At 73.7% G+C, this 15,454-nt stretch carries 9 protein-coding genes; 6 read left to right on the top strand and 3 right to left on the bottom strand.

What is annotated here, in order from left to right; all coding sequences use genetic code 11:
• Complete coding sequence (gene fxsA, locus ACFYPH_RS06260; RefSeq protein WP_354859636.1) at window positions 1–192, bottom strand: FxSxx-COOH cyclophane-containing RiPP peptide; 192 nt, start codon at window positions 190–192, stop codon at window positions 1–3.
• A 280-nt stretch (window positions 193–472) separates the two neighbouring features.
• On the opposite strand from fxsA, the gene ACFYPH_RS06265 reads away from it, so the two are divergent.
• The 3 genes from ACFYPH_RS06265 (at window position 473) to ACFYPH_RS06275 (ending at window position 3,268) form a co-directional block, all read left to right on the top strand.
• Entirely contained in the window at window positions 473–826 is a 354-nt protein-coding gene (locus ACFYPH_RS06265; RefSeq protein ID WP_387179550.1) for a YciI family protein, read from the top strand.
• A gap of 2 nt (window positions 827–828) precedes the next feature.
• Window positions 829–2,037 carry an RNA polymerase sigma factor gene (locus ACFYPH_RS06270; RefSeq protein ID WP_387179553.1) on the top strand — a complete coding sequence of 403 codons (1,209 nt, stop codon included), beginning with the start codon at window positions 829–831 and terminating at the stop codon, window positions 2,035–2,037.
• A 91-nt stretch (window positions 2,038–2,128) separates the two neighbouring features.
• A complete protein-coding gene (locus tag ACFYPH_RS06275) occupies window positions 2,129–3,268 on the top strand; it encodes a glutamate--cysteine ligase (protein WP_387179555.1) in 1,140 nt (379 codons plus the stop codon).
• A 10-nt stretch (window positions 3,269–3,278) separates the two neighbouring features.
• Here the strand turns inward: ACFYPH_RS06275 and ACFYPH_RS06280 are convergent, their stop codons facing one another.
• Window positions 3,279–5,063, bottom strand: a complete 1,785-nt coding sequence (locus ACFYPH_RS06280) for an N-acetylglutaminylglutamine amidotransferase (RefSeq protein WP_387179558.1) — start codon at window positions 5,061–5,063, stop codon at window positions 3,279–3,281.
• Between the two features lie 118 nt (window positions 5,064–5,181).
• Complete coding sequence (locus ACFYPH_RS06285; RefSeq protein ID WP_354859624.1) at window positions 5,182–5,610, bottom strand: MarR family winged helix-turn-helix transcriptional regulator; 429 nt, start codon at window positions 5,608–5,610, stop codon at window positions 5,182–5,184.
• Between the two features lie 95 nt (window positions 5,611–5,705).
• On the opposite strand from ACFYPH_RS06285, the gene ACFYPH_RS06290 reads away from it, so the two are divergent.
• From ACFYPH_RS06290 to pglW, 3 genes are all read left to right on the top strand, one after another.
• Window positions 5,706–7,484 (top strand): ABC transporter ATP-binding protein, encoded by a 1,779-nt coding sequence (locus ACFYPH_RS06290; RefSeq protein ID WP_387180517.1) that lies wholly within the window; start codon window positions 5,706–5,708, stop codon window positions 7,482–7,484.
• A gap of 146 nt (window positions 7,485–7,630) precedes the next feature.
• The gene (locus ACFYPH_RS06295; RefSeq protein WP_387179561.1) at window positions 7,631–10,696 is read left to right on the top strand and encodes an NACHT domain-containing protein; all 3,066 of its coding nucleotides are present in this window, start codon (window positions 7,631–7,633) and stop codon (window positions 10,694–10,696) included.
• Window positions 10,697–10,974: 278 nt separating this feature from the next.
• Window positions 10,975–15,399 (top strand): BREX system serine/threonine kinase PglW, encoded by a 4,425-nt coding sequence (pglW, locus tag ACFYPH_RS06300; protein ID WP_387179565.1) that lies wholly within the window; start codon window positions 10,975–10,977, stop codon window positions 15,397–15,399.
• Window positions 15,400–15,454 lie beyond the last annotated feature (55 nt).

The raw sequence follows: 15,454 nt of genomic DNA on the forward strand, positions 1-15,454 counted from the left end.
TCAGAAGCTCGACTCGAACGCCGACACGTCGCCGGGCCGGCCCGGCTCACTCTCGGCGGCCAGCGTGCCCAGCACGTGGGCCAGGACGCCGTCACCGGCGCCGGCCAGCAGGTCCGCCAGAGGTACGTCGCCGAGCTGCACCAGAGCGGTGCCGACAGTGCGTCCGATGGGCGGCTGGTCGTGGTCAGCCACCGTGGACCGTCCTTCGGTCGAAGACCGGCACCTGCGTCACCGCTGCGCTCACTCCGCCTTTCTACACCATCGCACCCGGCCCCGGACGGCGCGACACCGCAGCCCGTACGCGCTGGCCACCGTGCCGTTACCTGGCGTACGACCGGGGCCGCCCGGCGCGGCGTCGCACACCCGCGGCCGGGACGGCCGATTTTTTCCGGCCGGCCTGTCGAGGTGGGCGGTAGTCGTTCGTATGGAGGATGAGAGGTCGGCGTCGCGCCGGCCGCCACGAGGAGGAACGATGACGCTCTACCTGCTCAGCATGCACCAGCCGCAGGGTGGGGTGCCGGAGCCGGAGTTCCTGGCACAGGTGATGCGCGAGGTCGGCGAGCTGCGCGACGAGCTGGCAGCCGCCGGGTCCTGGATCTTCGGTCAGGGTCTGCACGGGCCGGAGACCGCCACGGTGCTGCGCGCCCGCGACGGTGACGTCCTGGTCACCGACGGACCGTTCGTGGAGGGCAAGGAGTACCTGGGCGGCGTCACCATCATCGACGTGCCGGACCTGGACGCCGCCCTGCACTGGGGTCGCCGCTACGCGCTGGCCACCACCCTGCCGATCGAGGTCCGCCCCTTCCGGTCCGGGGCCGGAGACTGACCGTGCCCGACGTGGAGGCGGTGTTCCGCGCCGAGTACGGCCGCGCGGTCGCCGTGCTGGTGCGCCTCCTCGGCGACATCGACCTCGCCGAGGAGGCCGTCCAGGACGCCTTCGCCATCGCGCTGCGTCGGTGGCCGGACAGCGGCCCGCCGCCCAGCCCGGCCGGTTGGATCATCACGACGGCCCGCCACCAGGCCATCGACCGGCTGCGCCGGGAGGCGACCCGCGCCGACCGGCACGCCCAGGCGGCCCTGCTGTACGCCGCCGACCCACCCGACGAGGAGGGGCCCGTGCGCGACGACCGGCTACGTCTGATCTTCACCTGCTGCCATCCGGCGCTCGCCCCGGCCACCCGCGTCGCGCTCACCCTGCGTCTGCTCGGCGGCCTGCGCACCGCCGAGATCGCCCGCGCGTTCCTGGTGCCGGAGGCGACGATGGCGCAGCGACTGGTCCGGGCCAAGTCGAAGATCCGCAACGCCCGCATCCCGTACCGGGTGCCGCGCGACGCAGACCTGCCCGAGCGGCTGCACGCCGTGCTCGCCGTGCTGTATCTGATCTTCAACGAGGGGTACACGGCCAGCGCCGGCCCGCACCTGGTCCGTGCCGAGCTGTGCGTCGAGGCGATCCGGCTGGCCCGGCTGCTCGTCGAGCTGATGCCGGACGAGCCGGAGGCGCTGGGCCTGCTCGCGTTGATGCTGCTCACCGAGTCCCGCCGGGGCGCGCGGACCACGGCGGACGGCGAGCTGGTGCCGCTCGGAGAACAGGACCGGGACCGGTGGGACCGCGCCCTGATCGCCGAGGGGCAGTCGCTGGTGCGTCGCTGCCTGCGCCGCGACCGGCCGGGGCCGTACCAGATCCAGGCCGCGATCGCCGCCGTGCACAGCGCCGCGCCGCGCGCCGCCGACACCGACTGGCGTCAGATCCTTGCCCTGTACGACCAGCTGACGGTGGTCGCCCCCGGCCCGGTGGTGGCGCTGAACCGGGCCGTCGCGCTCGCCGAGGTCGCCGGTGCGGCGGCGGCGCTGGCCGAGGTGGACCGCCTCGATCTGCCCGGTTACCACGTGCGGCACGCCGTCCGCGCCGACCTGCTGGCCCGGCTCGGCCGGCGTGGGGAGGCCGTCGAGGCGTACCGGACGGCCGTCGCGCTGACCGACAATTCGGCCGAACGGGCCTTTCTCGACCGTCGGGCGGCGGCGGTTTCGGCGGGCTGACCGTGCGTTTGCCGGCCGCCCCGGCCGGGAAACCGAGCCGCCCGTCGGCCGGGGTTTCCACCCCTGGCCGCAGCAGCGGATGGAGGCGGCCATGGCCTACCGACCGGCGACCGTCGACACCGTGCCGGACCTCGACACCCTCACCCTCACCCTGGGCGTCGAGGAGGAGTTCCTGCTGCTCGACCCGGACAGCGGCCGGAACCTGCCGGTGGCCGACCAGGTGCTGGCCGCGCTGCGCGGCCCGACCCGCGACCAGGGCCGCCAGGAGTTCCGGCACAGCATGGTGGAGATGGTCACCCCGGTCTGCGCCGACCTCACCGAGCTGCGCACCCACCTGGTGGCGCTGCGCCGCTCCGCCGTCGAGGCCGCCGCCGAGGCCGGGGCCCGGCTCGTGGCGGTCGGCGCCACCCCGGTGGCCGAGCCGCACCGGACGGTGCCCGACCGGCCGCGTTACCACGCCATGTCCCGCCGGTACGGGCCGGTGGCGCACGATCCGGCGGTCTGCGGCTGTCACGTGCACGTCGGGCTGCCGGACCGGGAGCTGGCCGTGCAGGTCTGCAACCACCTGCGGGTGTGGCTGCCGGTGGTGCAGGCGATCACCACCAACTCGCCGCTGCACGACGGGTACGACACCGGCCACGCCAGCTGGCGGTCGATGCAGTTGGAGCGCTGGCCCAGCATCGGCCCCACGCCGTACTTCGACTCCGCCGCCGACTACGACCGCACCGTCGACGAGCTGATCGCCGCCGGCATCATGCTGGACGCGGCGATGGTCTACTGGTACGCCCGGCCGTCGTCGGCGTACCCGACGGTGGAGGTCCGTGTCGGTGACGTCTGTCCGACCGTGGACGACGCGGTGCTGGTCGCCGCCCTGGTCCGCAGCCTGGTCGCGACACTGGCCGACGACGTACGCGCCGGGGTGCTCGCCCCGCCCGTGCGCGACTGCCTCGTCGCCGCGGCGCACTGGCGGGCGGCCCACGACGGCCTGGACGGCGAGCTGATCGACCTGCGCGCCGGCGGCGCCCGACCGGCCTGGGACCTGGTGGACGAGCTGATGGCGGTGATCGCCCCGGCGCTGCTGCGTCACGGCGATCTCGGTTACGTGCTGGCCCAACTGGCCCGGCTGCGCCGCGACGGCACCGGCGCGACCCGACAGCGACGGGTGCTGGAGCACACCGGCGACCTGCGCGCGGTCATCGACGACCTCGCCGCCCACACCGCCGCCGGCTGACCAACGGTTCTCAACGGATGTCGTGGGTCTGCAACCACAGTTCCAGCAGACCGAGCTGCCACAGCTTGTTGCTGCCCGCCGCGGCCTCGGCTCGGTCCGGCTCGGCGAGCAGCCGCGCCACGTACTCGGGGCGGAACAGGCCCCGCTCGCGCGCGACCGGGGCCTGCAACGCTTCGGCGACCAGCTCGCGCACCGGCCCGTCCACGTTGCGCAGCGCCGGCACCGGGAAGTAGCCCTTCGGCCGGTCGACCACCTCGGCCGGCAGCACCTCCCGGGCGACCTCCTTGAGCACGCCCTTGCCGCCCTGGGCCACCTTGTGCTCCGGTGGGCAGCGCGCGGCGAGGGTGACCAGGTCCTGGTCGAGGAACGGCGTACGCACCTCCAGCCCCCAGGCCATGGACATGCTGTCCACCCGCTTCACCGGGTCGTCGGGGAGCATCAGGTGGGTGTCCAGGCGCAGGACGGCGTCCAGCGCGGTCTGCGCCCCGGGCGCGGCGAGGTGGTCGGTGAGCAGTTCACGACTGGCGTCGTGCTCCAGCGCGTACGCCGGGCCGACGATGGCGCGCAGCTCGTCGTGGCCACGGTCGAAGAACGCGGCGGCGAACGTCTCGGCGGCGCCGTGGCGGGGCACCTGGGTCAGCGGCTGGTGGTAGCCGTAGCCGGCGAACACCTCGTCGGCGCCCTGCCCGGACTGCGCCACCTTCACATGCCGCGCCACCTGCTCTGAGAGCAGGTGGAAGGCGACCACGTCGTGGCTGCCCATCGGCTCGGTCATGGCCAGCACGGCCCCTCGTACGGCGGGCGTCAGGTCGTCGTCGGCGAGCCGGATCCGGTGGTGGTCGGTGTCGTACGCGCGGGCCACCAGGTCGGAGTAGTGGAACTCGTCGCCGGACTCGTCGCCCCGGCTGTCGAAGCCGATGCTGAACGTGCGAAGGTGCTCCTGGCCGGCCTCGGCGAGCAGCGCCACGATGAGGCTGGAGTCCAGACCGCCGGAGAGCAGCACCCCGACCGGGACGTCGGCGACCAGCCGTCGGCGTACGGCCGTGCGCAGCGCGTCGGAGATGGCGGCCCGCCAGTCGGCGGCGTCCATCCCGGCGTCGGCCGGCTCCCGCACGTAGTCGGGCTGCCAGTACACCTGCTCACGGCTGCGACCGTCGGCCTCGATCACCCGCACCGTGGCGGGCGGCAGCTTGCGGACGCCGCGCAGCACGGTCCTGGGCGCCGGCACGATGGAGTGCCAGGACAGGTAGTGGTGCAGCCCCACCGGGTCGATGCCGGTGTCGACGTCGCCGGCGCGCAGCAGCGCGGGCAGGGTGGAGGCGAACCGGAGCCGCCCGGGGGCCTCGGCGAGGTAGAGCGGTTTGATGCCGAGCCGGTCGCGGGCCAGGACGAGCCGCCGCCGGGGCCGGTCGACCAGCCCGATCGCGAACATGCCGACCAGGTGGTCGACGAAGCGTTCACCCCAGTGCGCGTACGCCACCAGGATCACCTCGGTGTCGCTGGTGGAGTGGAAGGAGTACCCGGCGTTCCGCAGCTCCTCGCGCAGCTGCGGGTAGTTGTAGATGCACCCGTTGAAGACCAGCGCCAGGCCCAGGTCGTCGCGCACCATCGGCTGGCCGCCGGCATCGGACAGGTCGATGATGGTCAGCCGCCGGTGCCCGAGGAGCACCCAGTCGTCGGCGTACAGGCCCTCGTCGTCCGGGCCGCGCGAGCGCATCGCCTCGGTCATCCGGGTGACCGCCGCCGCGTCGGGCGGCCGGCCGTCGAAGCGCACCTCCCCGCTGATCCCGCACATCAGGCGGGGTGGCGGTGGTTCAGGGCAGACATGAGCGCCTCCTGTCACGTCTCCCCGGCTGGTGGTGGCGGGGGTCCGGCGAACGAACGGGGCGGCTGGCTACCCGCGCGCGGGGCGGTTATGCGCGCAGGGTGCGCAGGATGCGGGCCAGCTCGGCGCGGTCGGCGTCGGGGAGGTGGCCGAAGAAGCGGTCCGCCTCGGCGCGGCGGGCGGCCCGGATGGCGGCGCTGACGCGGGTGCCCTCGTCGGTGAGCGCGACCAGGGTCGCCCGGCGGTCGGCCGGGTCGGGTCTCCGTTCGACGAGCCCACGGGCCTGAAGGTCGTCGACGACCTCGGTGGCCGAGCGGGGCGCGATGTGCAGGTGCTCGGCGAGCGTGCCGGGGCGTACCTCACCGTGACGGCCGAGCACGCCGAGCGCCCGGGACTGGCTGGGGGTGACGTCCCACGGCGCCAACGACTCCCGGGTCTGTCGGCGCAGACGGGACGCGACCGCCCAGAACGTCTCGGCCAGGCTCTCGTCGCCGCTGTCGGTGGTGTCCTCGGTCACCGGAATACGGTAGCAGCCGATACTGTTGTTCCCTCATGTTGAGGTAACCTCAGCATATCGCCTCCGGAAGGAGTTCCCCCTTGGAACCCACCCCGATGGGCCGCGACCGCGGCCACCGCACCGTCAGCGCCGAGGAGAAGACGCAGGCCCGCCAGGTGTCCCTGCGCCGCATCGGCCGCCTGTTCACCCCCCACCGACCCGCGCTGGCCATCGTCACCGCGATCATCGTGCTCTCCTCGGTCGTCGCGATGGCCAGCCCGTTCCTGCTGCGTGCCGTGATCGACCGTGCCCTTCCGCAGGGCGACGTGACCCTGCTGGTCTGGCTGGTCCTCGGCATGGTCGCCGTGGCCGCCGTGACCGCCGCCCTCGGCGTCGTCCAGACCTGGATCTCCACCCAGGTCGGGCAGCGGGTCATGCACCGGCTGCGCACCGACGTGTTCAGCCACCTTCAGCGGCAGTCGCTGGGCTTCTTCACCCGCACCCGCACCGGCGAGGTGCAGTCGCGCATCACCAACGACATCGGCGGCATGCAGTCGGTGGTCACCTCCACCGCCACCGCCGTCGCGGCCAACCTCACCACCGTGGTCGCCACCGCCGTCGCCATGGTCGCGCTCTCCTGGCAGCTCTCCCTGGTCTCGCTCGTGGTGCTCCCGCCGGCCATCTGGCTGACCCGCCGGGTCGCCCGGATGCGCCGCGAGATCACCGACCAGCGCCAGCGCGAACTCGCCGACCTCAACGTCACCGTCGAGGAGGGGCTGTCGGTCAGCGGCGTGCAGCTCGCCAAGTCCCTCGGCACCGGCCCCGCCCTGATCGACCGGTTCACCGCCTCGTCGACCCGCCTCGTCGACCTGGAGCTGCGCAGCGAGCTGGCCGGCCGCTGGCGGATGGCCTCGATGAGCATCATCTTCGCCGCCGTACCGGCAGTGATCTACCTCGCCGCCGGCCTGCCCGGCACCGCCGGCACGCTGAGCATCGGCACCCTGGTCGCCTTCACCGCCCTGCAGGGCGGCCTGTTCCGGCCACTGATGGGCCTGCTCAACGTGGGCGTGTCGCTGACCGCCTCGCTGGCGCTGTTCGCCCGGATCTTCGAATACCTCGACCTGCCGGTCGACGTGGCCGACCCCGCCGAGCCGGTCCGCCTCGACCCCGCCCGGGTCCGCGGCCACCTGCGCCTTGCGGACGTCACCTTCGGCTACCCCGGCAGCGACACCGCCGCCCTCGCCGGCATCACCCTCGACGTGCCCGCCGGCACCAGCCTCGCCCTCGTCGGCGAGACCGGCTCCGGCAAGAGCACCCTCGCCGGACTGGTCAGCCGCCTGCACGACCCGACCGCCGGCCGCATCACCATCGACGGAGTCGACCTGCGCGACCTGCGCCTGACCGACCTGGCCGCGATCGTCGGCGTCGTCAGCCAGGAGACGTACCTGCTGCACACCACCGTCCGGGAGAACCTGCGCTACGCCCGGCCGGACGCCACCGACGCCGAGATCGAGGCCGCCGCCCGCGCCGCCCAGATCCACGACCTCATCGCCGGCCTCCCCGACGGGTACGACACGATGGTCGGCTCCCGCGGGCACCGCTTCTCCGGCGGCGAGAAGCAACGACTCGCCATCGCCCGTACGCTGCTGCGCGACCCGCGCATCCTGGTCCTCGACGAGGCCACCAGCGCGCTGGACACCGAGACCGAACGAGCCGTGCAGCGAGCGTTCGACGTGCTCGCGCAGGGGCGCACCACGATCACCATCGCCCACCGCCTGTCCACGATCCGCGACGCCGACCAGATCGCCGTGCTCGACCACGGCCGCATCGTCGAGACCGGCGACCACGACAGCCTGCTCGACCGCAACGGCCGCTACGCCACGCTGGCCGCCTGACCATTCGGCTCATAACCGTCTCAAAACTGTTGCCAAAAGCGTCTCGTTATTCTCCGTCCAGCCGGCGGTGCCCAGAGGGGGCGCCCTGACGTCGCGCCGACGCCGGCGGGGTGTCCCTGCGTGACGCAGTGGATCACAATCGGATGATGCGCCGTCCGATGTGGAAGTGGGGCCTGCTGACCGTTGTCGCCGCGCTGGCGGCGGGCGGGACGGGCTGGGTCTGGCTGCGCTACGACTTCGAGAAGGTCAACTGGGCCTGGGGCGTCATCGCCGGGATCATCGCCGTCTACGTCGTCCTGGACCAGGTCTTCACCAACCGACCCGCGGCGTCCATGGCGCTCGTCACTCACCGACGTGCCGCAGCGGACCAGCTTGCCGACCTGATCCGCCGCGACCCCACCGACGACACGCTGCTCCGCGCCGTCGACGAGCCATACCCGCTGCCCGTGCGCTGGTCCACCGGCCCGGCCCGCCTGTTGCCGTCCTGGCGGACGATCGGCCGCTCCAGCGACGCGGCCCCGCTGGACCTGTCCGGCCGCGACGGCGCGCTGTGGAGCCGATACCGCAGCATCCCGTCCGGACGGCTGCTCCTGCTCGGGTCGGCCGGTTCCGGCAAGTCGATCACTGCGCTGCGGATGGCCCGGGAGCTGCCGGCACACCGCGAGCCCGACACGCCCGTCCCGGTGCCGCTGCCGGTCGCGTCGTGGGACCCCGACCGGGAGGGCTTCACCGACTGGCTGGTCGACCGGATCGCCCGGCGGTACCCGCAGCTCGCCGCCGAGCACCCCCACCGGGAGGCGGTGCTGCGCGACCTCGTCGAGGCGGACCTGGTGGTGCCCGTCCTAGACGGCCTCGACGAGATGCCCGAACAGCGGTTGATCGCCTGCCTGGAGCAGCTGAACGCCCTGGCCACCCAGCGATTCGTGCTCACCTGCCGCTCATCGGTGTACGAGCGGTACCTCATGCAGGGGGAGAAGCTGCGCGGCACCGCCGTGGTGGTGCTCGAACCGTTGAGCCCGGCCGAGGTGGCCGACTACCTCGTCGACGCCGCCCCGTACCACCAGGCCGACAACTGGTCGACCGTGGCCGCCACCATCGGCGACGACACCGAGCTGACCGGCGTCTTGTCCACACCGCTGATGGTGGCGATGGCCCGCACGGCCTTCGACCAGCCCGGCACCGACCCGCGCGACCTCGTCCCGCTGGCCCGGGAGCAGGGCAGTCCGTCGGTGGAGGACGACCTACTGACCCGGGCCGTCGACGCCGCCCTGCGCTCCGGGCGGGGTGGTCAGGGGCTGCACCGGTGGGAGCCGGACACGTCCCGGCGGTACCTCGCCTTCCTCGCCGCGCACCTGGAATCACTCGACCAACGCGAGTTCCGCTGGTGGCAACTGCCCGCCGCGCTACCCGGCCCGTTCTGGGCGATCTTCGACGGCCTGCGCACCGGGCTAGCCGTCTGGGTGGCGCTCACGTACGCCCATGACGCTCTCACCGCGACCGCCGCGCTCGCCAGCGACCCCGGCACCCGCGACCTGCTGAACGCGATCGCCCGCAACCCCGACGGCCTGGGCGTCGCGGCCTTCCTGCTGGCCGGGTGCGCCGCGATGCTGCGCGGTGGAACGGCGCGGGACACGCCCCGCCGGGTGCTGTTCGCCGGTGGCCGGCGGGCCTTGCGGGACGGGATGATCGGCGGCCTGGTCGGCGGCGCGTTCTGGGCGTTCGTGACCCTGACGCTTCTGTCGACCGTCACCCCGTCGCCGGAGCTGGTTGAGTGGCTGGACCGGGTGCCGGGGCTGCCCCCGTGGTCGGCCCCGGTGCGCGCCGCGGTGCTGGTCGGTGTTCTCTGGTGGGTGTACTTCGCCGTCACCGCCGGCCTGCGGGTCGACGTCGCCGCTCCGGCCGCCGAGCTGGGCGCCACCAGCGCGGCCGAGACCATCGACGCGGACCGTGCCGCGAGCGTCGCGTCGGCGCTGACCACCGTGGCGGCCGCCGTCCTGCGGGTGCTCGTCGCCGTGGCGGTGCTCCGGCTGACCGGGGTGCTGCCGGCCGCGCCGCCGGTAACGTCGCTGGCGTACGCCGGAATGGGTCTGGGGTTGGGCTGGTGGCTGCACCGGCGCGCGGGTGCCGCGTGGGTCCGGTTCGCGGTTGCCCGGGCAGTGTTGGCCGTCCGGGACCGGATCCCCTTTCCGCTACTGGCGTTCCTGGCCTACGTAGAGTCGGTCGGCCTGCTGCGGCATGGCGCCGGGGCGTACCGGTTCCGGCACGGCCGCCTGCAGAGCCGGCTGGCCGCCGGGTCGCTGACCGGGCGGCGGGGCAGCCGGCTGCGGGAGGAGTTCGGCATCGAGCTGACCCGGGCCGGCTACTGGACCGAGGCGCTGGGTGCCTTCGCCGCCGTCGCGCGCACCCGGGCGGCGAGCATCGGGTCGGTCGACCGCCTGACCGTGGCGGCCCTGCGCAAGGCCCTGCTGGCGGGGGCCGCCGCCGGCCAGTGGACCCGGCTCGCGGACCTGCTGGCGCTGATGCCCGCACCGACCACGCCCGGCACCACCACACCGGTGTCCGAGCAGCGCGAGCGAATCGCCCGGCTGCTCGCCGCCGCCGCGCCGCTGCCCGAGCTGCGGGCCGCCGCCGAGGAGCTGCGCCGGCGAGAGGACGACGACACGCGAACGGACACCGGCACCGACGAGTTCCTGGCCGCCCTGCACTACGCCGAAGGCGACACTGATGCGGCACGGGCCCTGCTCGACCGGCTGCTCGCCAGCGGCAGCGCGGGCGAGGGGTTCGGCCGGTCCGTGCCCCTCGCGGCCGGGCTGCTGGCCCACCTGCTCCTCGACGACGGCGACGCCGAGGCCGCCGTCGCCGTCTGTCACCACGAACTGCTGCTGACCGACCAGGCGCCCGACCGGGCCGACCTGCTGTTGTTGCAGACGTGGAGCTGGTCGGTCGAGGTGCTGCGCCGGGTCACCGACGAGCACGGTGACCTGCTGCGCCGGGTCCGCGCCGCGCTCGCCGAGCAACGCGGCCGGCGTTTCGCGCTGTCCCGGCGGGAGTTCGCGGAGATGGGATTGCAGGTGTGCCATGCGACGGTCGGGCACGCGACGCTGGGGCCGCTCGCGGTGGCGGTCAGCCGGCGACTGGTCGGGGTGCTCGCCGACCCGGAGATCGTGGTACGGACCGCCCGGCGCGGGGCACCCATGTGGCACGCCGGGTAGGGGACGGCGGGGATGCGGTCGGCGCTGAGCAGGCCTGGAACATCTGGGCATGCACCCGTACGACGTCCTGCTGGAGGTGGCGCGGCGGTATCACGCCGTCACGGCGGTTACCCGCTGGTACTGGTGACGGATAAGGCCGACAGGGCACCGGTGCAGGTGCTCGCCGTGGACGATCTCCCGCGGGCGTATCGCGAACTTGGCCGCTGACCCGACGAGGCTGACCGATGGGAGAGCGCCGGGCAACGGCCGCCTGGTCACCTGGCCCTAGGATCTCTGGCATGCAGGAGGGCCGGTGGACGACGATCACGCCGTCGCAGTTCGCGCACGAGCGGGAGGCGCTGGCGCACGTCCAGGCGCTGCTACCGGACACCGAGCCCTACCGTGCCTGGTCGAACTTCACCTTCACCGCCCAGACCGGCCACCCGTACGAGGTTGACCTGCTGGTCGCCGCCCCGGGTGGGCTCTACCTCATCGAGATCAAGAGCCTGAACGGTCGACTGATCTCCAGCGGCTCCAACTGGATTCTGCAGGGACCGTCGGGGAGCGGCACCCGTACCTTTGACAACCCGCTGCACCTGGCGGACATGAAGGCCAAGAAGCTCAAGTCCTTGCTTCAGGTCGCCGCGACCCAGCGCAAGGGGCCGCCGGTCAGGATCCCCTTCGTGCAGGCGGCGGTCTTCCTGTCGAAGCCCGGCCTGCACGTCGGCCTCTCAGAGCACCACCTGCACGGCATCTTCGGCCCGGAGCCGGCACCCGGCCACCAGCCCGGCTCGCTGCCGACGATCGGCTCGCTGCTGCAGCGGCCCCCACAGGACGAGCGCCAGCGGGTCACCAAGGAGATGTCGGCGGCGCTACCGGAGCTCCTCAAGGCTGTTGGCATCGCCCGCAGCCGCCGGCACTACCAGATCGGCGCGTGGGACCTGGAGACCCGTCCGTTCGACGTCGGCCCGACGTGGCAGGACCACCAGGCCCGGCACCGCGACCTGGAGCGGGAGCGCCGCCGGGTGCGGATCTACCTGGTCGAACGCAACGCCGTGCAGACCGAGCGGGCCAGCATCGAACGCGCCGCGAAGCGCGAGATGCTCGCGTTGCACGGCATCAACCACCCGGGCATCGTGCAGGTCGACTCGATGGAGTCGCACGAGGCCGGCCCCGCGCTGATCTTCCGGTACGACCCCCGCTCGGTGCGCCTGGACCACTACATGGCCCAGTACGGCGACCGCCTGGACGCGCTGAGCCGGCTGGCGATGATCCGCCAACTCGCCGAGACCGTGGCGTACGCGCATCGCCGGCGGCTGCACCACCGGGCCCTGTCGGCCCGCAGCGTGCTGGTCAGCCCGGGGCGCGCCAGGAGAGGTGGCAGCGAGGACGAAGCCTGGCTGATGCCCCAGCTGCAGATCAGCGACTGGCAGGCGGCGACCCGCGGCGCAGATTCCAGCGGTGGAAGCAGCGGTGACCCGGTCACCCTCTCCTCGCACGCGGCCTCGCACATCGAGCGCTCGGCGGAGGCGTACCTCGCGCCCGAGCTGACCGCCCCGAAGCCCGACGCGGTCGCGATGGACGTCTTCGGCCTCGGCGCGCTGGCGTACCTGATCCTGACCGGCCAGCCGCCGGCGGCCAAGCGCCCGGAGCTGCTCGCCCGGCTGGCCCGGGACAACGGCCTGCGGGCCGCTGCGGTCGCCGACGGCATCAGCGAGTTCGCCGATGAGCTGATCCAGGCCGCTACCGCCCCGGTCCCCACCCAGCGGCTCACCACCGTCGCCGACTTCGTGGAGATGCTCCAGGTTGTCGAGGACGAGCTGACCGCCCCGCCCGCCCCCTCGGTGCACCCCGAGGAGCCGGAGCCCGAGCAGGTCGACCCTCTCGAAGCGCGCGGCGGCGACCGGGTGGGCGAGTGGAAGATGGTCCGCAGCCTCGGCACCGGCTCGACGTGCCGGGCATTCCTCGGCTTCAACGAGCGCACCCGGCGGGAGGAGGTGCTCAAGGTCGGGCTCTCCGACGAGAAGGGCGCCCGGCTCGCGCACGAGGCCCGGGTGCTCGGGCCGCTCACCGACTCCCGGGTGATCCGGCTGGCCCGGCCCGAGCCGCTGCAGATCGGCAACCGCACCGTCGTGGTGCTGGAGCACGCCGGTGACCGCACCCTGGCCCGCAAGCTGCGCGACGACGGCCGGCTCACCGTCGACGAGCTGGAAACCTACAGCGACTACCTCTTCGGCGCCCTGGACTACCTCGAGGGTGAGGGCGTCTACCACCGCGACATCAAGCCCGACAACATCGCCATCCGGATCCGCCCCAACCGCACACGGCAGCTGGTGCTCTTCGACTTCTCTCTGGCCGGGGTCTCGGTCAAGGAAATCAACGCCGGCACGCCGCGTTACCTCGACCCCTTCCTCGGCACCGCCACTCGGCAGGTCTACGACAAGCACGCCGAGTGGTACGCCCTCGCCGTCACCCTGCACGAGATGGCCTCCGGTGAGCTGCCGGTCTGGGGCGACGGCGGCACCGAACCGCAGCTCACCGAGGGCCCGCCGGTGCTGGCCGCCGAGGCGTTCGACCCGGCGATCCGCGATGAGCTGGTGGAGTTCTTCCAGCGCGCCCTGCACCGCGACCACCGCCAGCGGTACGCCTCGCTGAAGGACCTGCGCGACGCCTGGCAGCAGGTCTTCCGTCGCTCTGACGCCAGCGCCCCGGTCGGCACCGACCACCCGGAGATCGCCCCCGACGAGCCGGACGTCGAGGGCGTCGAAGCGGCCCGCGACGAGGCGGCCACCAGGGCCACCCGGGCCACCGCGCTGGAGGCCGCCGGCCTCACCCCGCGTGCGGTCTCCGCCGCGCACCGGCTGGAGGCCACCACCGTCGGCGACCTGCTCGCCGTGGCCAACAAGCTCGCCCACCTGCCCGGCCTCGGCGCAAAGACCCGGCAGGAGCTGCAACGCCGGGTCAAGGAGTGGCGCGGCCGGCTGGGGGAGCGGGAGACCATTCCCACCACGCCCGCCGCCCGCAAGGCCGCGACGGAGGAGGCCGCCGCCGAGGCCGCAGCCGGGGACGGTGACCCCGATCTGGTACGCGTCGGCTTGGACGCGATCGCCACGCTGCTCGTCCCGGCCAGCCGTAACCCCAACGACGTCGAGGCCACCAGGCTGGCGCTGCACCTGCCCGACGCTGCCGGCGCACTGCCGGACCTGCCGTTGTGGCCGCAGCACCCGCAGGTGGCGAAGCCGCTGGGTGTCACCCCTGCCCGGATCGCGCAGATCCTCGGCAAGCAGCGCAAACGCTGGGACGACATCCCGGTGGTCGGCAGCGTGCGTACCCAGATCATCGAGCTGTTGCGCGACGGCGGCCGGGTGATGGGCGTCGCCGAGCTGGCCGCGGCCCTGCTGAGCAGCCGCGGCTCGGTGCGCACCGGGGATGCGCTGCGTCTCGCGGTGGCGGTCGCCGCGGTGCGGGCCGCCGTGGAGGTCGACGCGCTCGCCGACGAGCCGCGCCTGCTGCTGCGCCGGCACACCCGCGCCGACATCAACGGCAAGCCACACCCGCGCGGCGACCGACTGCTGGTCGCGCTGGAGGCCGGCGAGGATGACGCGCCGGACACCCCGGCGGCACCGGCCCTGCTGGACTACGCCGACGCGCTGGGCAAGGCCGCCGACAAGCTCGCCGCCAGCGAGGTGCTGCCCAGCCCGGCGACGGTGCTGCGTACCCTCGCGGCGGTGACCGCGCCCGGCGGGGCGGCCGACGCGATCGACGAGCGGCGGCGGGTGCTGCTCGCCGCGGTGGCCTCGGAGCGCGCCGCCGCGACCGCGCGGCTGGAGCTCTACCCGCGCGACCTCGACCCGGTACGGGCGCTGCGGCTGGCCCAGGCCGGCGTGGTGCCCCCCGCCAGCGAGGGGCGGCGCGGGCTCACCCCGACGCAGGTCGCCGACCGGGTCAGCGCCCGCTTCCCGGAGCTGGATCCGCTGCCGCCACATCCCAAGCTGGACCGGCTACTCGCCGAAGCCGGCTTCGAGCTGCGCTGGGACCGCGACAGGTACGTGCCACCGCCGCCGCGAGCCGCCTCGTCGTCGGTGTCGATCCTGCAGCGGCGGCCGTCGGCTACCGCCGCGCCGAGCCGGTGGACGGCCGAGTCGCCGGAGCTGGCGGCGGCGATGCGGGCCGAGGAGCGGCTGACCGGCGCGAGGTCCGCCGGCGGGTTCCGGGCGCTGACTGTACGACTGTCCCGGTACGGCCTGGCGCGGGAGGAGCTGGCCCGGCGCTTCGACGCACGGCCGGTCAACGTGGCGGCCCGCTTCCTGGACCACCTGCACGCCCTGGTCGACGCCCGTCCGAAGCCGACGTGGGAGACGGTGCTCGGTGCGGACGTCGCCGAGGAAGGTTCTCGGGCGGCGATCAAGCTCGGGGAGTACGTGGAGCAGGCGTGGCAGCTCACCGTGCCGTCGCTGCGGGCCTCGTTGTCGGCTGCGGCTGGGCCGGTGTTGCTGCACGACGCGGCGGTGCTGGCGCGGTACCGGGCGATGGACCGGCTCTACGAGCTGGCGGATGCGGCGCGCGGTGGGGCAGGGGGCGTGTGGGTGCTCTGCCCGATGGAGGATCCGGCGCTGCTGCCCAAGCTGGACGGCGCGGTGGTGCGGGTGGGCGACAACGAGTGGATCGCCCTGCCGGACGCCTGGGTCGTCAACGCCCACCGCAGCGCGGCGGCCGCCTCCTGACGCGCCGCGCAGATCGACTGGAATCGGCAGGAGGTCGAAGTGGCGGCAGCTCAAG

The organism is Micromonospora sp. NPDC005252, assembly GCF_042872475.1.
Taxonomy (GTDB): Bacteria; Actinomycetota; Actinomycetes; order Mycobacteriales; family Micromonosporaceae; genus Micromonospora.